20 protein-coding genes and 1 pseudogene are annotated in these 19,578 nt (G+C 48.2%); 19 read left to right on the top strand and 2 right to left on the bottom strand.

What is annotated here, in order from left to right; translation table 11 throughout:
• Positions 1–3 precede the first annotated feature (3 nt).
• From G5B47_RS00880 to mobB, 3 genes are all read left to right on the top strand, one after another.
• Entirely contained in the window at positions 4–510 is a 507-nt protein-coding gene (locus G5B47_RS00880) for a DUF4178 domain-containing protein (protein WP_165093372.1), read from the top strand.
• A gap of 357 nt (positions 511–867) precedes the next feature.
• Positions 868–2,130, top strand: coding sequence for a molybdopterin molybdotransferase MoeA (locus G5B47_RS00875; protein WP_165093370.1), 1,263 nt, complete (start codon positions 868–870; stop codon positions 2,128–2,130).
• Positions 2,127–2,804 carry a molybdopterin-guanine dinucleotide biosynthesis protein B gene (mobB, locus tag G5B47_RS00870; protein ID WP_165093369.1) on the top strand — a complete coding sequence of 226 codons (678 nt, stop codon included), beginning with the start codon at positions 2,127–2,129 and terminating at the stop codon, positions 2,802–2,804. Before G5B47_RS00875 ends, mobB begins: the two co-directional genes overlap by 4 nt.
• A 464-nt stretch (positions 2,805–3,268) precedes the next feature.
• On the opposite strand, the gene xerS is transcribed toward mobB, so the two are convergent.
• Positions 3,269–4,351, bottom strand: coding sequence for a tyrosine recombinase XerS (gene xerS, locus G5B47_RS00865; protein WP_165093367.1), 1,083 nt, complete (start codon positions 4,349–4,351; stop codon positions 3,269–3,271).
• Positions 4,352–4,502: 151 nt separating this feature from the next.
• Here xerS and G5B47_RS00860 point away from each other — a divergent pair, with 151 nt between their 5' ends.
• From G5B47_RS00860 to G5B47_RS00810, 12 genes and pseudogenes are all read left to right on the top strand, one after another.
• Positions 4,503–5,012, top strand: coding sequence for a GNAT family N-acetyltransferase (locus tag G5B47_RS00860; RefSeq protein ID WP_165095325.1), 510 nt, complete (start codon positions 4,503–4,505; stop codon positions 5,010–5,012).
• Positions 5,013–5,033: 21 nt separating this feature from the next.
• Positions 5,034–5,807: an SDR family NAD(P)-dependent oxidoreductase gene (locus G5B47_RS00855; protein ID WP_165093365.1), complete on the top strand. Its 774-nt coding sequence runs from the start codon at positions 5,034–5,036 to the stop codon at positions 5,805–5,807.
• A 180-nt stretch (positions 5,808–5,987) separates the two neighbouring features.
• The gene (locus G5B47_RS00850) at positions 5,988–6,617 is read left to right on the top strand and encodes a TetR/AcrR family transcriptional regulator (protein WP_165093363.1); all 630 of its coding nucleotides are present in this window, start codon (positions 5,988–5,990) and stop codon (positions 6,615–6,617) included.
• Positions 6,618–6,621: 4 nt separating this feature from the next.
• Entirely contained in the window at positions 6,622–7,506 is an 885-nt protein-coding gene (locus G5B47_RS00845) for a hypothetical protein (RefSeq protein ID WP_165093361.1), read from the top strand.
• A gap of 33 nt (positions 7,507–7,539) precedes the next feature.
• Positions 7,540–8,016, top strand: coding sequence for a flavodoxin domain-containing protein (locus tag G5B47_RS00840; protein WP_165093359.1), 477 nt, complete (start codon positions 7,540–7,542; stop codon positions 8,014–8,016).
• A gap of 423 nt (positions 8,017–8,439) precedes the next feature.
• On the top strand, positions 8,440–9,927 hold the full coding sequence (gene abc-f / locus G5B47_RS00835; protein WP_165093357.1) for a ribosomal protection-like ABC-F family protein: 1,488 nt from the start codon (positions 8,440–8,442) through the stop codon (positions 9,925–9,927).
• A 248-nt stretch (positions 9,928–10,175) separates the two neighbouring features.
• Complete coding sequence (locus G5B47_RS00830) at positions 10,176–10,355, top strand: hypothetical protein (protein ID WP_328804411.1); 180 nt, start codon at positions 10,176–10,178, stop codon at positions 10,353–10,355.
• 262 nt (positions 10,356–10,617) lie between these two features.
• Positions 10,618–10,899: pseudogene (locus G5B47_RS25460) on the top strand (integrase); the annotation flags it as partial.
• Between the two features lie 75 nt (positions 10,900–10,974).
• A complete protein-coding gene (locus tag G5B47_RS25455; RefSeq protein ID WP_328804409.1) occupies positions 10,975–11,184 on the top strand; it encodes a hypothetical protein in 210 nt (69 codons plus the stop codon).
• 40 nt (positions 11,185–11,224) lie between these two features.
• Positions 11,225–11,884, top strand: coding sequence for a GNAT family N-acetyltransferase (locus G5B47_RS00820; RefSeq protein WP_235957058.1), 660 nt, complete (start codon positions 11,225–11,227; stop codon positions 11,882–11,884).
• Between the two features lie 197 nt (positions 11,885–12,081).
• Positions 12,082–12,951, top strand: a complete 870-nt coding sequence (locus tag G5B47_RS00815) for a MerR family transcriptional regulator (RefSeq protein WP_165093354.1) — start codon at positions 12,082–12,084, stop codon at positions 12,949–12,951.
• Positions 12,952–13,631: 680 nt separating this feature from the next.
• Positions 13,632–14,027: a winged helix-turn-helix transcriptional regulator gene (locus G5B47_RS00810; RefSeq protein WP_165093352.1), complete on the top strand. Its 396-nt coding sequence runs from the start codon at positions 13,632–13,634 to the stop codon at positions 14,025–14,027.
• 541 nt (positions 14,028–14,568) lie between these two features.
• On the opposite strand, the gene G5B47_RS00805 is transcribed toward G5B47_RS00810, so the two are convergent.
• Complete coding sequence (locus G5B47_RS00805) at positions 14,569–15,819, bottom strand: MDR family MFS transporter (RefSeq protein ID WP_165093350.1); 1,251 nt, start codon at positions 15,817–15,819, stop codon at positions 14,569–14,571.
• 127 nt (positions 15,820–15,946) lie between these two features.
• Here G5B47_RS00805 and G5B47_RS00800 point away from each other — a divergent pair, with 127 nt between their 5' ends.
• The 4 genes from G5B47_RS00800 to G5B47_RS00785 all read left to right on the top strand — a co-directional run bounded on the left by G5B47_RS00800 (position 15,947) and on the right by G5B47_RS00785 (position 19,516).
• Positions 15,947–17,731: an ABC transporter substrate-binding protein gene (locus tag G5B47_RS00800; RefSeq protein WP_165093349.1), complete on the top strand. Its 1,785-nt coding sequence runs from the start codon at positions 15,947–15,949 to the stop codon at positions 17,729–17,731.
• 94 nt (positions 17,732–17,825) lie between these two features.
• Positions 17,826–18,341 (top strand): hypothetical protein, encoded by a 516-nt coding sequence (locus tag G5B47_RS00795; protein WP_165093347.1) that lies wholly within the window; start codon positions 17,826–17,828, stop codon positions 18,339–18,341.
• 194 nt (positions 18,342–18,535) lie between these two features.
• Positions 18,536–19,012: a DUF4830 domain-containing protein gene (locus G5B47_RS00790; protein WP_165093345.1), complete on the top strand. Its 477-nt coding sequence runs from the start codon at positions 18,536–18,538 to the stop codon at positions 19,010–19,012.
• A gap of 144 nt (positions 19,013–19,156) precedes the next feature.
• Positions 19,157–19,516, top strand: a complete 360-nt coding sequence (locus G5B47_RS00785; protein WP_165093343.1) for a hypothetical protein — start codon at positions 19,157–19,159, stop codon at positions 19,514–19,516.
• Positions 19,517–19,578 lie beyond the last annotated feature (62 nt).

Raw genomic sequence — 19,578 nt, 5'->3', positions numbered from 1 at the left:
TGGATGGGCATTTGGAAGCGTATCGGCAATTTGTTCGCCAAAGACGAACCGCCCCGGAAGGAGAAGAGCATGCTGCAGCTTGCGCCCGGGGACATCTGCGAGGTGTCGCTGGTCACCTATGAGGTGACGGGACGCGTAAGCAATTTCGGACGGAACGCGGCGCTCCTTACTCTTCGCGACGGCGCGGCGCTCGCCTATTTGCATATCGAGCAGAGGGAAGAGCTAAGATATGTATTGTACAAGGCGATTGACGGCCGTCTGGACAGCCTGGCGGAGATTCCCGCCACGATGGAACTGGACGACAACGTATTCTACTTGGAAGAAGAGTATGAAGGCCATGTATCCGTTGCCGGGCAGACGCCGTTTATGAACGCGGGCGACCAGCATGTCTGGCAGTATCAGTCAGATGACGGCCTGCCGCTGCGGATCGAATGGCAGAACGGACGTTTTATGCTGTATGAGGGCGAGAAGATCATTCCCGGCGACGTGAGAGTGATCCGGGCCTCATAAGGTGAAGGGATGAATTCCATAGAAACGGTTAAGCAGGGGGCCGCAGTGGCTTGCCTGCTTTTTTCAAAATACAAGAATTTATAAGTTTCACGCTTATAAAAGACCTTGTATTTCTACGAGAAACGCACTTGCGTCTTGAAAGACGACGTCAGGCGTTTCTTCTTGTATAATCGGCAGCCGCGCTGACGCTAGGGAAATTGGGTATGTCTGTGTGCGGTATGCTACAATAAAACGTGCCAGAAAATAGCAGGAGAAATATCCGCGGTTATTCCGCAGGCGGGAAGGCCAGAGTTAGCTGGAATTTTGTAAGGGTGATCGGTTACATATATAGACAAGCAGGTAAAGGAGGAATAATCGATGACAATACAGGAACCATCGGACAGTAAATTTGGGCGAAAGGCGATTCAGGTTGGGGAAGCGCAGGCAAGAATCTTGAAATACGCTTCGGCGATGGACAGCGAGACTGTGCCGCTGGAGCAGTCGCTGGGCCGTTATTTGGCTGAGTCCGTAACGGCGCCGCATCCGTTTCCGGCGTTCAGACGCTCGGGAATGGACGGGTATGCCGTGGTAGCCGCGGATACGGAGAACTGCCGGGAAGGAGAGGCGGTGTGGCTGAAAGTCGTCGACAACATTCCCTGCGGCGCGGTGCCTTCAGAGAGGATCGTACCCGGGACGGCGGCGCGGATTATGACCGGCGCCCAGGTGCCTGAAGGCGCCGACGCCGTCGTGATGCTTGAGGTGACGGAAACGCGTGAGCTGGAAGGCATTCCCTATGTCGGTGTCCGTAAGCCGATACCAGGCGGACGCAATATAACGCCGGTTGGCCATGAGCTCAAGCAGGGCGAGCATGTTCTTGCGGCCGGGCACCAAATCGCGGCGGGGGATATCGCCGTACTGGCGGCGTTCGGCGTGCACGGCGTGCCGGTCGTCCGCAGGCCCAAGGTGGGCATCTTCGCCACGGGGAGCGAGCTGCTGGATGTGAAAGAGCCGCTTCAGCCCGGCAAGATCCGCAACAGCAACTCCCCGATGCTTGAAGCGCTGGTGAAGGAGGCGGGCGGTGAGCCAGTAATGCTGGGCGCAATCGCCGATGAGATTGAACTTGCCAGAAGCAAAGTGCAGGCTGCTCTGGAGAATTACGACCTCGTAATTACGACCGGTGGAGTATCGGTCGGCGATTACGATATCATGGGAGACCTTGTGCGCGAAGAAGCGGGCGACATGCTGTTCAACAAAGTCGCGATGCGCCCCGGCAGTGTAACGACGGCTGCGGTTCGCGGCGGCAAGCTGCTGCTTGCGCTCTCCGGCAATCCGGGCGCCTGCTTTGTCGGCTTCCAGCTGTTCGCGCGCCCGGCTATCGTTTTCATGCAGGGCGCGTCCGAGCCTTTCCTGCCGGAATGGACGGTTGTACTGGGCAAGGACTATCCCAAGGTGAACAACTATACCCGCTTTGTGCGGGCTCGCCTTGAGGTGCGCGGCGGCAGCGTGTATGCCTTTCCCGCCGGAATCGATGAGTCGTCCGTGATGGTTACAATTAAGGACAGCGATTGCCTGATCGTTGTGCCGCCCGAAGAACGCGGCCTACCCTCCGGTTCGAAGGTTCGGGCGATGATTCTGCCATGAGCCGGCGTTTTACAGGCAGGAGACCGGAATCCACCCGGGCATTCCGCCGCTATGGGCGGGTCAGGGGAGCGTCCGCCACGGGGGCTTGGACAGGCTCCGGCACGAACGCGGACGCTCCCAGCGGCCAGTATGGTAGAGGGGCGGCATCCCACCTGCCGGCGGTTTGCCAGTTCGTCGGCTACAAGAACAGCGGCAAAACAACGCTGATTTGCGAGTTGATTCCGCGGCTTCGGGCCAAAGGCTACAGCGTTGCCGTCATTAAGCACGATGCCCATGAATTTGAGGCAGACCGTCCGGGAACGGATACGTGGAAGCAGCGGAAAGCGGGCGCCGAAGCGGTCGCAATCACCGGTGCGGAGCAGTCTTTTATTCTTGAATCCCGCGGCAGGAAGCTGGAGGATTTGATCGAGACTTTTAGCCGGTATGACTATGTACTTGTGGAAGGCTTCAAGGAGGAGAAGTATCCCAAGCTCGTGCTTGTGCGGGATGAAGCGGGTCTGGAGCTGGCCGAAAGATTAGCGGAAGTGGCGGCGGTTGCGGTTTGGGGCGATGGGGCCGAGGCCTTGCCGGAACGCCTGCCTTTGAGGCAGCGTCGTTTTGGAATTAATGATACGGATGAAATCGCCGATTATTTGTGGCGGGAACGCTCCTTTTTTCAACATTTCAACATATGAAAAATTCACAACAATAACATAACAATAAGCAGCACGGCAGCACACTACTTTAGTCATTGCTAGTAATGGAGCCCGCCCATAGCCTTTGTTATTGTCCGGGATAAATGCGCTCATTTATTGTCCAAGTCTATCTCCCAGCACACTACTTTGCCGCTACAAGATAGTACTGAACCAGGCAACAAAAAAATGTCCTCTCTTTGAGGACATTTTAATAGGATTGTCTTTTAAAAGGTGGACATTGGCACAAAGTAACCCCCTTGGAAGAGTTTTTCAATATATGGACAATGGTAAGCTGATTAACTCTATATGTTGAAGAAATTCGGCTTGAAAGACGCAACATCGCATATAAACAGTTTTTGCCGGAGTGTCCACTATTTAAAAGACATTATTAAGAGTTTTGTATCTTTGGAAAGGACAGATCACCTTGTATCAGTCTTTAGTTGAGCCGGAATCAAGGTGAAGACTCAAGACTCGAGCCGCCGCTCGATCGCTTCGGACATCGTCTTGTCGGTCAGGTGCGCGTACACCTCGGTCGTCTCGGTCGAGGCGTGGCCGAGCTGCTCTTTGGTCTTGTAAATATCGTTCTGCAAATAATAGTCGGTGGCAAAAGAGTGCCGCAGCTTATGGACGGTTAAATAAGGCTTGCCGAACCGTTTGGCGTACTTGATAATCATCGCCTGAATGGCGCGTTTCGTCATCCGTTTGCTTTCCGGGCTGCCGTTGGGCTTGGCCACGAACAGGGCTTTTTCCTTCTTGGGCGTGTTATACCGGGTATGACGCAAGCTCATATACTGCTGCAATTCATCCTTGGCCTGTTCCCGAAAATATACCGGCGTCTTGAACGTCTCGTCGTTCTGGCCTTTGCGGTAAACATACAGCAGCTTATTGCCGAGATCGAGGTCGTCCACGTTCAGATTGACGATTTCCGATACGCGGAGCCCCGAGTTCAGGATCAGGCTGGCGATGCAGGCATCCCGTTCCCGGTTCAGCATAAACGCATAATGGGCCTGCTTATTGCCTTCCACGTCCCGCCCGTAGCCCTCCAGTATATAGCCGACGAATTCGATGAGCTCATCCTCTTCGAGTATTTTGCCTTTCAGTTTGGCCGCGGTATCTTTTGGCTTGTGGATTCTTTTGATCTCCACCTTGGCCATAACGTTGCGCTTCAGCAAGGGATAGAAATTCTCGTCCTCGGCAATTTGGCTGAGGTAATGGAACAGGGAGCGGAGGGCGGACAGCTTGCGGGAAACGGTGATTTTGGAATTCGTGTCCTCCGTCCGTGTAGTCAAGTACAGCCGGTAGCCGACGACACTGTCCATGTGCAAGGTCTCTAGCTCCAGCAGCGTAACCCCGGAGTTGGTGTCGGCCTGCGACAGCCCTTCCGCGCGCATCCAGCCGAAAAAGGATTCATAATCCCGCACGTACTCCAGCAGGGTGGAGGGAGACAGGTCCGGCAGCTTGTAATCGATGAACTGCTGAACGAACCAGGGCATCTGCGGCAGCTTCAGCTCCAGCTTTTTTCGGTCGCTAATTTTCTGTAAGCTCATGTGTTCACCTTTTTCCAGAGATTGTTCTTCGTAAACTCTATTTTAACATGTTCGGACTGGATTTACTTTCCTCGCTCCGCCTTGCTAACGGGAGGTTCAAAGTTATATCATGTGAAGGAATAGAAAAAAGAGACAAGCAGAGGTGAACCCTTTGGAACTTGGACTTGAGCTGGTGCCCGCCGAGCGGAAGCAGATTATCAGCAGACTCATGCAGTTCTATCTATACGACTTCACCCGTTACCTGGATCTCGATGTGGATCGTGACGGCGCGTTTCCCGCCTATCCGGGTCTTGAAGCTTACTGGAACAGCGGCCACAATAAATACCCCTACCTGATCACCTGCGACAACCGTCCGGCCGGATTTGCGCTCGTTGACCGTCTGCTTCGCAGCAGCGAAGGACAGTATTACATGACCGAATTTTTTATTCTGCAAAAATACCGCCGCTCCGGCGTCGGAAAGTGGGCGGCTCACCGGCTGTTCGACATGTTCCCCGGCGACTGGAAAGTTTCACAGATCCGGGCCAACGAGCCTGCCCGCAGCTTCTGGCACCGGGTAATCGGTGAATACACGAAGGGCTCGTTTAAGGAAAAGTTCAATCCGCAGCAGGGCAATCCAAGCCAGTATTTCAGCACGCTGAGCGCCGGCAAGGTCAATAAATAGCATAGACAGGAGCGGATCATCATGTACTTACCTTCTTTCAGACTGGATGGCAAAAAAGCGCTTGTTACCGGAGCCGGAAAGGGCATCGGCCGCGCGCTGGCCATTGGGCTGGCCGAGGCCGGCTGCGATGTGGCGCTGCTCTCCCGGACGATTACCGATCTGGAGGAAACCGCGGCGCTGATTTCGGAGCATACTTCCGCCAAAAGCTACTGTTACCCGGCGGACGTTACCCAGCGCGAACAGATGGAGGAGGCCTTCGGACGGGCCGAGGCCGATCTGGGTGGGCTGGATCTGCTCGTCAACAATGCGGGCATGAACATCCGCACGCCCGCTCTTGAAGTGACCGATGTGGAATGGGAGGCAATTATGGCCACCAATCTGAAGTCGGCGCTCATCGGCTCGCAGCTGGCGGCGGGACTGATGAAAGAGCAGGGCGGCGGAAGCATCATCAATATTTCGTCGGTTGGCGGCCATACGGCGCTGCGGACAGGCGTAGTCTACGGGGCAACCAAAGCGGCCATGATCCAGATGACCAAAAATCTCGCGCTGGAATGGGCCCAGTACGGCATACGCGTCAATGCGGTGGGGCCTTGGTATTTCCGCACTCCACTCACCGAAAAGCTGCTGGCGGACGAGCAGTACCTGAAGCGGATTCTGGACCGTACGCCTCTCGGACGGATCGGAAGTCTGGAGGAACTGGTCGGTCCGGTTGTTTTTCTGGCCTCCGACGCGGCTCATTATATGACGGGCCAGACGCTGATCGTGGATGGCGGCATGAGTATTTTCGGATTTTAATAGTTTGGCATCGGCAATCCGGCAGAACCGGGTTGCTTTTTTTATTGCAGCTGCATGATATTCCGCCTGTTATTACGGGCAAAAAGCTCATTGACAATAGTTGGAACGGACTCTATAATAAACAGTGTTTAATACATTGAACAGTGTTCAAAGTTGGGGTTGAAGGGAGTTACGGCCATAATGAAAAGGCATGAGCGGCAGGAACGGGAGCGGGATGAAAGGCGGAAGGCCATTTTGGATGCGGCGGGCCAAATTGCGTCTGAAGAAGGATTGGAGCGCCTGTCCATCCGGAAGATTGCCGAGCGGATCGAATATTCGCCGGGCATTATTTATCACTATTTTTCGGGCAAAGAAGCGATTGTCGAGCAGCTCCTTCAGCACGATTATCAGAAGTTTGTCTCGGATCTGAGAGCAGAAGGCGCCAAAGAGACACGCCCCGAACGTGTATTTGAGCAGACGATGCGCCATTTCATTGAGACCTCGCTTGCAGACGGTTCCCGTTACCGGAACATTATGCTGAATGAATCACCTTCCGTACTGTCCCAGACCGCGGTGCTGTTTCGCGGAGCATCGGAGCAGAGGGCCGCGATCGGAATGCTGTGCGGAAATTTACGGAATTTTGAGAACATGCGGGATAAAGAGGACAGCGAGATCGAACGGACCGCCCAGATTGTCTGGAGCGCCGCCTTTGGCCTCATACTCCGGTTGACGGTTGAGAAGGAGATACCGGCTGAACAAAAGGAGAAGCTGATTGACACCTACATTGCATTGATGCTGGCTGCCATTACTGACCCTGCGGGAGGATATTGAGCCAATGAACGAAGGAAGAAGCGCGATGAAGAACATGAGAGAGGTTACCCTGTTATCGGTCCTGATTATTGCGTTTGCAGCGATTGCTGCAGGAGCCGGGCTGCTGATAGGGGGAGGTCCGGGTGAACATGCTTTTATGTCGGTTCGCGGCGAGTCCGTTACCCTGTATGGCCAAGGATTGTACAAGAACGAATCGGTATCGATGGCCGCCCAGGCGAAAGGGCAGGATATGGTTACGTTGGCGCTTGGCATTCCGCTGCTGTGCATTTCGCTCATTATGACCCGCAGAGGCAGTAGGAACGGACATTTACTGCTTACAGGAACACTTGGTTATTTTTTGTATACCTACGCTTCTTACGCTTTCTTATCGATGTACAATCCGCTATTTCTCGTCTATACGATTCTTTTCTCAGCCAGTTTATTTGCCTTTATCTTCACCTTGAATGTTCTGCAAAAGGAGCGGGATCGCCTGTTCAAAAACACACTTCCCGCCAGGAGAATCGGTATTTTCTTGCTGTTTATCGGCTGTTCCATCGGCATGCTGTGGCTTGGCAAAATCCTGCGTCCCGATCCCGTCAGCGGCGCGCCATTGGGCCTTGAACATTACAGCACTCTGGTCATTCAGGCGATGGACCTCGGTGTCGTTGTTCCGCTCAGCATAGCGGCTGGCATACTGGTTCTACGTAGGCGGACAATCGGATTTTTGCTGGCGTCCGTAATGATTGTTAAGGGGATATCGCTCCTTACGGCGATCTCAGCCATGCTGGGCATGATGCTGTATGAAGGCGTGAACGTATCCCTGGCGGAGCTTGTTCTGTTTCCGTGCTTTACAATGTGGGCTTTGTACAACTTTGTGCTGCTGTTGAAACATACGCGGCAACCGGCATAATGGCTGTTTATTCTGGCAAAGCGGGGGAGAAGAATGAAGACGCTGATTTTGTTCACGACGAGACACGGCTGCACGGCTAAGGCGGCAGGCTTGCTGCAAGCCCGTATGGGGCAGGGGACGGATGCGGTAAATCTGATGACGGATTCCGTTCCTGAGCTATCGGAGTATGAAACGGTTATTTTGGGCGGATCGATCTATTATGGCGGAATCCAGAAGCAGATGACCGAATTTATCAACAAAGAGCAGTCCCGGCTCGCCTCCAAAAAAATCGGTCTGTTTATCTGCGCAGCCGAATCGGAAGAGAAAGCGCGGAAGGAACTGGAGGTTGCGTTTCCGGACATTTTGCGGACCCGGGCGGCCGCTGCGGACGTCTTCGGAGATGAACTGGATTACAGCAAGCTGTCGCTGCCGGAGAAGCTTATTTTTCGGACGGTAAAAGGCAAGAGCAAGAAGGGAAAGGGCTTGTCCCTGGAAAAAATCGACCGGTTTGCGGCAAGAATGATGAGGTAAATGTCAGAAGAAAATAAAGTTCTAGACTGATGACGCTTCATTAAGCCAACGGGCAGGATAGTGAAATAACAGGAATCAAGCGAAGGAGCATGGCGGAGCTGCGCGAGGCTTCAGCTTAAACGGGACGGCGCAGGTTGTAGTTAAATTACGATTGTGATAAACTGTACGTAATTTTGATGACGGGAGTTGAACGAATACATGTAGAACTTTCTTGCTGCGAGATCACGAAAAGAACGGACTCAGCTATCGGCTGTGGTTGGTTTATTTCGTCTCTGCAAGAAAGGTCTGCATTTCGTTTGCGCTCCCTATCCGGACAGTCATCCGGCCCCTTGGAATGGGGCCGAATTTCCTCGTATGGATCAGAGCCGCAAGAAAGCACCTTTCTTGCGGCTCTTTTTATTTCCATACGAAAGGATGATCGCCATGCCCGCGATACAGGTATCCAATCTTACTTTTGCCTATCCAGGTAGCTATGACCTTATATTCGAAAATGTTCATTTTCAAATCGATACAGACTGGAAGCTGGGGTTTACAGGGCGAAACGGTCGAGGGAAAACGACGTTCTTTAACCTGCTACAGGGGAAATACGAATACAGCGGCACGATCTCCGCACCGGTCGCTTTTGATTATTTTCCGTTTCCCGTCGAACATCCGGAATATTTGACCGTCGACGTCATCGAAGAGATCGTGCCAGGCTATGAGCGCTGGAAGTTGATGCGCGAACTGAACCTGCTTAAGGTTTCGGAAGACGTGTTGTACCGGCCATTCGAATCGCTGTCCCAAGGCGAGCAGACGAAGGTACTGCTGGCCGTGCTGTTCATCCAGGACAATCGATTTCTTCTCATCGATGAGCCGACCAATCATCTCGATTTTCACGCACGAAAGCTTGTTGGCGATTATCTGAATACGAAACGCGGTTTTATTCTTGTTTCACACGATCGGGCATTTCTCGACCGCTGCGTCGATCATATTCTAGCGATCAACAAAACGAATATCGAAATCCAAAAAGGCAGCTTCTCCAGCTGGTGGACGAACAAAACTCGCCAGGACACGTTTGAATTGGCACAAAACGAAAAGTTGTACAAAGACATACAGCGTTTATCGACTTCTGTCAAACGCACGAGCGGCTGGTCTCACGAGATCGAAAAATCGAAAAACGGCACACGAAACTCCGGCTCCAAGCTGGACAAGGGATACGTCGGTCACAAAGCAGCAAAAATGATGAAACGCGCGAAATCCATCGAGCAGCGGCAAACCGCCGCTGTAGAGGAGAAGTCGAAACTGCTCCGAAATATCGAACAGTCAGAAAGCCTTGTGATCTCTCAGCTCGCATATCCCAAATCCGAACTGGTCGTGCTGGATCACGTCACGATTTACTACGGGGTAAGACCGGTTTGCGAGAACGTTCGTTTGACGATCGAACAAGGGGATCGGATCGCAATTTCAGGTCCAAACGGTTCGGGCAAGTCTAGCTTGCTCCGCCTGCTCAACGGCGAGGCGCTTCACTATACAGGCACGTTTCGGCTGGAGCCGCAGCTTCGCGTTTCCTATGTATCCCAGAGTACCTCTCATCTGCGAGGATCACTTTCCGATTATGCAGCAGAGCACGGAATCGACGAAAGCTTATTTAAGGCCATGTTGCGTAAGCTTGATTTCGCCCGCATCCAGTTTGAGAAGGATATGTCGGCGTTTAGCGGCGGGCAGAAGAAGAAGGTTCTGATCGCGAGAAGCCTATGCGAAGAGGCTCATCTGCATATTTGGGACGAACCGCTCAACTTTGTCGACGTGATTTCCCGGATGCAGATTGAAGAGCTGCTGCTTGAGTACGCGCCGACCATTGTGTTCGTGGAGCATGATCGGGAATTTCACGACCGTGTCGCCACGAAAACGATTGAACTCGGTGGGGGTTAGATTTATGCAAAGTGACTAGGAGTTAAACATGATTTCAACGGCAGAAAGCTTTACAAACAACTTTTATGAAAAGGGGGAAGATTGAATTAACGGGAAACGATAGCGCTTCGACGGAACTTACCCAACAAATTGGGCAGACGCATGGGGAACTTCATCGTTATGGCTCCCTTTATAAAGTATACTCATGCTGGCAATGGACAACGCTTAAGGTTAAATAAATATTTTCTTACGCGGGAGGTCATCGCTTCTTGAAATTTGAACTTGGACGTTGCTTGCTGAATGAACGATTGATGGAATCCGGAAAGTCAGCGGAATGGCTGGCAAAAGACTTGCTTTTTAAACCCGAACGAGTTTACGACTTTATTGAAAACAAAAGAGTGATGCCACTCAAAATTGGCCATATCGATCGCCGATTCCATCGGTTGTGATGTTCGTGCCTTGTATGAATTAATTCCGAACGAATATGAAGTAAAGGGAGATTAACGGAGTATGTGGTAGGTGGCATAAATGCTACAAATGTGATCTATTAAGCTTACGGGAAACGCTAGTTCAAAACAGCAGGCAGATTAAAACCTCTCCTTAGAAGCAAACTAGATTTAAAAGCTTCTAAAGGGAGGTTTTGTTATGAACTTAAGTGAGTTGTGGAGTTTGTATGAAGCTGACAAACGCATTTAAGGATTTAGTCCGAAAACATTAAAAGCATACGCCCTTCAGCACAAAATGTTGATGTTGGAGCTAGGCAATCTCGATATCACAGAGGTAACGTTAACCATGCTGAAGGAGTACTTGGCAAAACAAGCAGATCGTTTGAAGCCAAGCAGCCTTGGTCATCGAATTCGGTTTGTTCGTTCTTTTTTCCGCTACGCTTATGAAGAGACGTATCTGACTTCAAATCCTTCTCTACAATTGAGAGAACCGAAATTAGATAAGCGCATTCCTAAGTTTTTGATTGAGGAAGACGTCATAACTTGAAGATCTCTTGTCAGTCACTCAGGGGAAAGAACGCTGCTTGAGTTTCTCTACAGCACCGGCTGCCGGGTTGGGGAGGTGGAGAAGATCAATATCCAGGATCTTAACTGGGAGAACTGCTCAGCAATCGTTAATGGCAAGGGAGCGAAGCAAAGAGAAGTTTACTTCACGACAGGGTGCAAAGTATGGTTAAAGAAGTACCTGGCCAGTCGTGAGGACTCCTGCAAAGCCTTATTTGTTACCGATACGCATCCAACAAAACGAATGGCTATACCTACGATTAGATGAGCATTAAAACGGCTTGCAGATCGGGGAGAAATTGAAGCGAATGTATTTCGGCATCGCTTTCGACATAATTTTAGTTTGTATTGGCGGCGGATCCCCCATTAGAATCATCGCTGTTCAACTAAAGGGCAGTATAGTTCCAATATGTGGTATTATAAAGGGTGCTGCAATGGTATTAAAAATGCGAATCATCTCTCTACAATCTAAAGGAGTTCTTGTAATGAAAGTTGTGAACGCTACAAAGGATGATCTGAACGAATGGTTGGAATTAGCTTCTGAAGTTGAATACCTCTTTGGTCCAATGGTAAATGATCCAAAATTTTTTCAGGCAATAGAGAAAAATATTAATCAATGTAGTGCATTCTGTGTGAGGGAAAACGATGGATTACCAGGATCACGCTTACTGGGTGGAGTTTTATTTTCGTCAGCAGGTGCCCAAAGCTACAAGATTGGATGGTTAGTGGTTTCATCCCGAGCGAGAAACAAAGGTATAGCAACGGAACTACTGCAACATATATTGAAACTTGTTGAAGTCCCGGCAGAAGTATCAGTTATTACATTTGGTGATGATATTCCAGATGGACGACCTGCAAGAAAGTTATATCAGAAGTTTGGATTTGTGCCTCAAGAGGACTCAATTCCAAATGGTCCAGAAGATGGTAGTCGTCAAAAATTCAAGCTGATTATTACACAGAAGGCTTAAGCTATCGGGAAACGTTAATTCAGAGATTCAGCGGCAGTTCATCGCTGCGGCAGTTGCTCCTTAGCGTCGTTAAGCTAAAGGGCAGTTTAATTGAATACAAAAAGTATCCAAAGTGGAGGAGTTTTCTTTTAAATCACTAAAAATGCTATTGACTCTCACCTTGGGGGTTAGCTTATCATTTCTCTTGAGGTGAGAAAATGTTCATAAATGAAGTTTGTAAAAAAAGTTCGCTGACAAAAAAGGCAATAGAATATTATGAGAAGCAAGAACTTGTGCACCCGCAAATTGGGGAAAACGGATATAGAAATTATAGTGATAAAGATCTGTCCACTTTGATGGAGATTTCCGTTCTCAGAAGTTTAGGATTAAGTATTTCCGAAATAAAAATTGTCTTTGGTAGTAGCAACAAGTCACTAGCATTATCAAAATACAAATATTTGATGGATTTAAAGAGGCAAAGGGTACTTGAACAACAAAAATGCCTTGAACTTTTAATTGAAAACTATAATATTGATAAAGTGATGGAATATATTGAATCTAATTTCAGTTGCTCCTTTACAATTAAAGAAAAATTAGTACAGTCTTTTCCAGGAGTGTATGGTATTTATTTGTCTATCCACTTCGGACAATTTCTAAGTGAGAAAATCGATAGCGACGAGAAGGAAGAAGCTTTTACTAAGATTGTTCACTTCTTGGATAATATACACATTACCAACCAATTGGAACAATATTTAGAGAGCTCCATTCCTTTGATGGAGCATGAAGAAATAGAGAAAATGAACACTACTGTTCTAAATGCAATTGGTGATATTGATAACTATATCTTAACTAACAAACATAGCATAGAGAAGTACATTGAATTTCGTAACTCCGAAGAGTATAAATCAACTGCAGCATATAAAATGCAACAATTGCTGTTAGAATTCCAACAAAGTAATGGATACTATGAGATCTTTATAACAAATTTAAAAATCTTGAGCAGTACTTATCGTGATTATTTAAGTATGCTCCAAGAAGCAAATGAATTGTTTATTAAGAAATATCCACAAACGGAAAAATTCTTTTAATTTGTGCTGCTTATTTTCTTAGTCTGAACTAATGGGAGTTCAATGAAACAGCGACAGTCTAGGGCTTTATTTTTTCGTCCTTGTCTGTCGCTTTTTCATTTGTTAGGGTGTAGTCTAAACGCTTATTTTATGGAGTCTGACGGTTTTGCGATTCGAAAGGCGTGGAATTAAGACATCCAGTCCAATACTTTATTTTCAGCTGACAGTAAAACCATATTCGGTTTACGTAATAAATATTATGTAAACTAATGCCGCAAGCAATTGTTTCTAACTGTTTGCAAACTTTATGGAATCCTACGGGAGTTTGCCCAATGGATGGGTCGAACCAAACGTCAGCAAGACAAATAAAAAACTTTAAACATGTGAAAAATTCATAATAGTAGCATGATTGTTTATTTTTCCTAATAATAGGCTCCTGGCTGTCAGCACGATTGCGGCGGTGACAACAGTCCGAGTGTGCGGCCAGCGTATTACCGGCGGTAATAACGAGCATAATCCTCCAAGAAGGATAGGACGTGTCCGTCACTCCCATATGGCAATTACGGTCTGGTATATGTTATTATGTAACTAACCATCATTATTGAATAGCACATACTTTCAAGTACCGTAGTACCTTCTGAGTACCATACATACTTTTTGGTGCCCATAAAATAACCGAATCTTACTGGAGGCGGATGAGCATGACTCAAAAGAAATACAATATTCCGGTGGAAGCTACCCTTGAAATTATCGGAGGCAAGTGGAAATGCGTCATTCTGTGCCATTTGACTCACGGCAAGAAACGGACAAGTGACCTGAAGCGCTTGATGCCTGCCATTACGCAAAAGATGCTGACCCAACAGCTCCGGGAGCTGGAAGAGGACGGGATCGTAAACCGGATCTGCTACAATCAGATCCCTCCGAAAGTGGAATATGAGCTGAGCGAGTATGGCAGGAGCCTGAAGTCGATCCTCGATTCCCTTTGCGCTTGGGGAGAAAGACATATCATTCAGGAATATGGCGACAAATTCGCTGTCTTGGAAGATAATATTTTGAATAAAAAAAGTATGGTGAAGGACAATCAGCCCGTCGGCTGATCTGTATCTGCTACGCGGCCATTCATACTTTAACAAAAGGCGGCAGCCGCATCCTGCCATTTCGTTAGCTTGATGAAAAGCAGGTTGTCAGCAGAAGAGAGAGACGCCGCGTCAAAACGCATTAACAGCCGAATAGTTTGTACCAACGCTTGCCGTCCAGAAGGACGGCTTTTTCTTGTTGCAATGTTTAATGATATGAAAAATTCATAATAGGAACTCCAGTGCTAAGCAGGAGTCACAGCATTAGTTTACATAACGAATATTATGTAAACTAGATACAAGCAAAAGGCTCCTTTAAAACTTAACTATAAAAATATAACAATTTAGAAGCAATTTCGTTCGACGCAACTTCTTGATTCCTATATTTCAACATGTGAAAAATTCACAATAAAAAATCAACAATCATTCTCTCCCTTGCATCACCACCCTAATCAAATCATTCTAGCACTCCAACCATACAATCCAAATGGAAAAAGGGTGCCGAAGCACCTCTTATAACCGATCCTGTTGCTATATGCTGTAACTTATTATTGCCTGGCAGTCAAACCGCTTTTTCCTTGCCTTCCATACACTGGATGTGGATGGAGCGCTCCCGCGCTGACAGGCGGCGGTGTGCGGTCAGCAGAAAAGGCAGACCGAGCGCGGTCGACAGCGCCAGCGGGATGAACAAGGCAAGTCCATGCTCCGCACCCATCTGGTCAAGCAGCAGGCCGCCTTGAATCGGCGCCAAGACGCTGCCAATGCCGTTGAAGCCGATCGTGCCGAAGTAGGTTCCTTTCCATTCCGGCTTGGCGACCCGGTCGATCAGCATATCCATCATCGTGAACAGCAGCACTTCGCCGATTGTAAACAGCACAACGCCGAACATCATCAGCGGCAGGCCTCCCGCGATCCCGAATAGAATCATGGATGCCGCGACGCACACGTTGCCGAGAATCAGCGGTATGACCGGCGGCATGTGGCGGAAGGTCCGCACAACGGGTAATTGGACAATAAGCACAGTGATTGCGTTCAGCGACAGCATGTACGAAAAGGCTTTTCCGCCGTTCGCAAAATGGGGATTAAGCGCCAAATACTGCGCCAGCGTCGAGCCGAAATGCCCGTAACCCAGCACGCAAAAGATGGTGCCGATTAGGATCGGCAGAAACACGCGGTCCCGTCCTGTCACGCTGAGTGCTTCACGCAGCCGGGGAGCCTGCGCCCTGGATGAAGTCTGCAAATTCTTGCCGTGAACGGCGAACTGCAGAACCAGTATAAGTCCATAGGCGATATATACGGCTGCGGCGATCAGGAACGGGGAGGTTGACTCTGCCGCACCGAGCTTAAGACCAATGATCGGACCGAAGACGACACCGAGATTGACAGCGGCGTATCGCAAATTGAAGACAAGCAGCTTATGTTCGTTTGGCGTAATATCCGACAGCAGCGCCCGCGAGGTTGGTTCGAAGACGGCGCGGCATAGCCCGTTAAGCATGTTGACAACCAAAAACACCCACAGATGGCCGGCCACGGCGAAGCCGACGAATACAGCGGCCCAACTGAAAATGGACACGAGCATGACCTTTTTTCGCCCGATAATATCCGAAATGTAGCCTCCATAGAACGAAATCGAGACGCCGGCGAGCGAGCTTACCGCAATCGTAATACCGGTCTGTGTTGGGGATGCACCCAGCACTTTGGTCAGATAGATGGACAAAAATGGGATGCTCATGGAGGTTACCAGCCGGCCGAACATGGTGCCGACAATGATGGTCCATGCCAGAGGATGAATGTGTCGTAAGGTTTGTTTCATTGTGTTCTCCTTCAAAGCTATTGTATTGTCATCCGAGATCAGATATAGATATAATTGTAATATTATAAAGGGGAAGGAAAAGTGAAATCTTACATGAGATGATTTCACCTTTAAAGGAGTGAGTCAGGTGGAATTGAGCGACGCCCATTTTATTCGGTTGGCTTCCGCTTTGCAGCCTGCCGAACGAGCCGAAGAGCCGATTCGCGTAACCATTGAGCAATTGTCCGGCCTGCTCTGCTGCACACCACGCAACGTGAAGTTCATTCTGCGGCGGCTGGAGGAAAAAGCGCTGATCTCGTGGAAGCCGGGAAGGGGAAGAGGGCATGCCTCTTCGCTGGCTTTTTTGCGTAGTATGGAAGATTTACTGGAAGAAACGTTTCATGAACTGCTTGTCCAAGGGAAAATCAAGGAAGCGATCGAGCTGATCGGCGCACCCGAGGTGAGTAGTCTCCTGAGAGAAAGGCTATGGACGGAGCTAAACCGGCAAATGGGCTTTCACAGTGAACCGGAAGCTTCTTCGGGGCAGGATGTGCTGCGTATGATGCGGAACCGCCATTTGGAGAGGCTGGACCCGGCTTTTGTGTTTACGGCATTTGAAGCATACATAATAGGGCAAGTCTGCGATACCCTGGTGAGCTATGATGCCTCCAGCAAAGGGTTCCTTCCGGGGCTGGCCCATACGTGGGAGCATAGCGATCAATATACCCGCTGGACCTTTTATTTGCGGAAAGGGGTCCGCTTTCATCATGGGAAGACCATGACGGCAGAAGATGTGAAATACACGTTAGAAAGGCTGTTTCAAGTGGACAGTCATGCCTTGTGGCAGTACCGGGACATTGCCGAGGTGAAGACGGATGGAGATTATACGATTTCTTTTTGCCTGAGCCGTCCGAATTTGTTCTTTCTGCATCTGATCGGAAGCTTGTACATGTCTGTTCTGCCCAACGACGTTGTTTTTTCGGGAATCCCTATCGGTACCGGTTCTTTCCGTATCGCAAATCTGAACAAAGATGTATTGACGCTTACCGCCTTCGACAGCTATTACGGCATTCGGCCGCTGCTCGACAGAGTGGAGATTTGGTTCCTGCCAGACCAAGCGGGCAGCGACCGCCATTATGAGCTTTCCGGCCCCGAAAACGATGAATTGATGGCCTGGAATCAGTATAACAGCAGCATCGATTACCCTGCGCTCGGCTGCCGGTATATCGTGTTCAATTTGCGGCGGGAAGGGGTTCATCACCGAAAAGAGATCCGCGAGGCTCTTCGCATTGCGTATGACCGGATTGCCCTGATTCGTGAACTGGGGGGAAGCCGGTATACGCCTGCGGACAGCTTGTTGCCCTGGATCAGCAGCGAGCGGCAGGTGGAGGAGAGACCGCTAAAGGAAGCAGAGGAGCTTCTGCGCCAAGCGGGATATGCTGGGGAGCCGATACAGCTGGCCTATCCGCCCAAGAAGGAGGAAAGTGAGGAGGCTGAATGGCTGGAGAAACGTTGCCGCGCTATCGGACTTCATCTTATGCTGCATCCGCTTCGTCTCGGCAGGTCTGATGAGGAAATTTTGCACAATGCCGATCTGCTCATCGGGGAAGAGGTGCTGGAAGATGACTGGGAGTGGGGGATGATGAACTTTTATAAAAATCGCCGAAATTATCTCCATTTTCTGTTCAATCCGGCGCAGACCGAGCTTCTGGACCGGGAAACGGAGAGCATTTTTCAGCTTACCAAACCGGAAAGGGTCTCGCGTCTGCTCCAAGCGGAACAGCTTGCCCGGGACAATTTCTGGATCCTCCACGGCTGTCATCTAAATAAGCGAGCGAAGCTCAGCCAGAGCCTGCTCGGCCTGCACACCGGCTCGTTCGGGTTTCTGGATATTTCCAGGCTGTGGGTGAAGAGTGGGGATGGGGGGAATTAGGGGCTTATGAATGTGCGGTATGCGGTGTTAGCTGGCGGGCAGAATCTTCAACTAACGGACAGTAATATCGTCTTTATAGTGAGGAGGGGTACAGATGAACATTTTGAGAAATATAATAATAATAACTATTTTGTTATTTGGTGTAGCGTTTATATCAGGTTGCAACGAAAATGAAATAAATCTTAAAGACGGAGATAGACACCTTACTGAAGAGATTAATGAGGTGATTTCTAATTACATCATTCAAAATTACTCATCTTCATATGGTGCCACAGAAAAGCAATTTGAGGTCCATAAAGTATATGGTACGAGTGAGTCAAACGGGGTCCTCAGTGTCTATATTTGGTCTTATTACGGTGGATTTAATAAATCAACTGGTACAGAGACCCAAGCAGGACATTCTTTGCCCGCTGTGATTCAGTTGAAGAAAGACGCAGAACACTTCTCTGTTATCAAATATATAGAACCCCAAGACGGCAGTTTGTATCAATCTTCTTTAAGAAAGATGTTTCCCGAAAAATACTTGAAATTAACACAACAAAATGCTGGAAATTTAAAGGATTTACAAAAAAAGATGGACAAAAAAGTGAAACAATGGTTAAAGGAATAGAATTATTTGTTAGATAATCCCGAACAAAGGAGGAATTTATTGTGGCAACGATTAGTGATGTCTCCAAAGACTTAGAAAGATTAATAGTTTTTATTTCTGTCATGACAAGCATCACGAAGAACAAATAATGAAACACCTTCAAACGGATAAAAACATAAGGTCCATAACATTAAAAAGGATAGGAGTGATAATAAATGCAGTTCAAGATAGTTATTATTCTTATTCTGCTAGTTTTGGCTGGTTGTAAAGAGATAGAATCAACTGAAATTTATAATAAAGAGCATGTTTTATATCTGAATGGTTATGGGAGGAGTGCTGAACGCTTCAAATCGGAAACAAAGTATGCAGCCGGAACTTTACGATTTTATAAAGAGCATATAAATACAATACAAACTCAGGGACATGTTGACCTAGCTGCGTTTCTAGACGAGGAAGTTATAGAAACTGGATATGTGCTGAATGAGAAAACTGATCATTATAATCAAATTGTAGGTTATATCTTGGAATCAAGAGATGGAATAATAGGAGGTTATTTAGAATTTAATAAAGAGGTCGAACAATCAGATGGAACAATTCGAATAGATTCGGGTGAAACAACATCGATGTTTAACAGCATGGAAATAAATGAGAATCCAATCTTGGGGCATATAAAAAACCATAACAATAAGTAGTTCGAAGAAGTCAGCTACTTCGCTTAACACAGCATTCACGCTTCAAAATTCGCTAGGCAAACAAGACTTATCTATGGCGGATTATACCGTTAGCAATTTTAATGAATTGATAAGATAAACTTCTTCACTTGGAGGTACTTTAGATTGGAGAATTGGTATCATGGTAGCCCAGCGGATATAACAAATTTGAGGACAGGAAGTACTATTACAAAACACCATTATTTAGCTTGTATGTTTTCTCATAAACCTCCAATAGTATCTATTAATGACGATGGAATTATAAAACATAACGGAAGAGAAAATGGCTTACTTTATATAGTTGATGAACCAATAGATATTAATAAAGATATTGAGCCACATCCAAGATCAACGATGGGTGAAGGGATGGAATGGATAACGAAAAGAACACTTAAATTAAAGCTAATAGAAAAAATTGGACATCCCAAGATTGAAGACATTCTAACTGAGGAAGAAATTAATGAATTAATGAAATGCAGGAACTGAACAAATAACTTTGTGAGCTAATTAAACAAGATCATGTTTTTTCACCTAACGCCGCATTCAAG

Origin of the sequence: Paenibacillus apii (assembly GCF_011043685.1) — a bacterium.
In the GTDB taxonomy this organism is placed as follows: Bacteria; Bacillota; Bacilli; order Paenibacillales; family Paenibacillaceae; genus Paenibacillus_AQ; species Paenibacillus_AQ sabinae.
The sequence above is the reverse complement of the archived record's forward strand: the minus strand, read 5'-3'. Positions and strand labels throughout refer to the sequence as shown.

What these genes read in the sequence shown, in the direction of transcription:
- G5B47_RS00880 (WP_165093372.1), top strand. Translation starts at nt 4, where the DNA reads ATGGGCATTTGGAAGCGTATCGGCAATTTGTTCGCCAAAGACGAACCG.
- G5B47_RS00850 (WP_165093363.1), top strand. Translation starts at nt 5,988, where the DNA reads ATGAAAAGGCATGAGCGGCAGGAACGGGAGCGGGATGAAAGGCGGAAG.
- xerS (WP_165093367.1), bottom strand. Translation starts at nt 4,351, where the DNA reads ATGAGCTTACAGAAAATTAGCGACCGAAAAAAGCTGGAGCTGAAGCTG.
- G5B47_RS00840 (WP_165093359.1), top strand. Translation starts at nt 7,540, where the DNA reads ATGAAGACGCTGATTTTGTTCACGACGAGACACGGCTGCACGGCTAAG.
- G5B47_RS00795 (WP_165093347.1), top strand. Translation starts at nt 17,826, where the DNA reads ATGAACATTTTGAGAAATATAATAATAATAACTATTTTGTTATTTGGT.
- G5B47_RS00845 (WP_165093361.1), top strand. Translation starts at nt 6,622, where the DNA reads ATGAACGAAGGAAGAAGCGCGATGAAGAACATGAGAGAGGTTACCCTG.
- G5B47_RS00855 (WP_165093365.1), top strand. Translation starts at nt 5,034, where the DNA reads ATGTACTTACCTTCTTTCAGACTGGATGGCAAAAAAGCGCTTGTTACC.
- G5B47_RS00820 (WP_235957058.1), top strand. Translation starts at nt 11,225, where the DNA reads ATGTATTTCGGCATCGCTTTCGACATAATTTTAGTTTGTATTGGCGGC.
- G5B47_RS00805 (WP_165093350.1), bottom strand. Translation starts at nt 15,819, where the DNA reads ATGAAACAAACCTTACGACACATTCATCCTCTGGCATGGACCATCATT.
- G5B47_RS00875 (WP_165093370.1), top strand. Translation starts at nt 868, where the DNA reads ATGACAATACAGGAACCATCGGACAGTAAATTTGGGCGAAAGGCGATT.
- abc-f (WP_165093357.1), top strand. Translation starts at nt 8,440, where the DNA reads ATGCCCGCGATACAGGTATCCAATCTTACTTTTGCCTATCCAGGTAGC.
- mobB (WP_165093369.1), top strand. Translation starts at nt 2,127, where the DNA reads ATGAGCCGGCGTTTTACAGGCAGGAGACCGGAATCCACCCGGGCATTC.
- G5B47_RS00810 (WP_165093352.1), top strand. Translation starts at nt 13,632, where the DNA reads ATGACTCAAAAGAAATACAATATTCCGGTGGAAGCTACCCTTGAAATT.
- G5B47_RS00790 (WP_165093345.1), top strand. Translation starts at nt 18,536, where the DNA reads ATGCAGTTCAAGATAGTTATTATTCTTATTCTGCTAGTTTTGGCTGGT.
- G5B47_RS00815 (WP_165093354.1), top strand. Translation starts at nt 12,082, where the DNA reads ATGTTCATAAATGAAGTTTGTAAAAAAAGTTCGCTGACAAAAAAGGCA.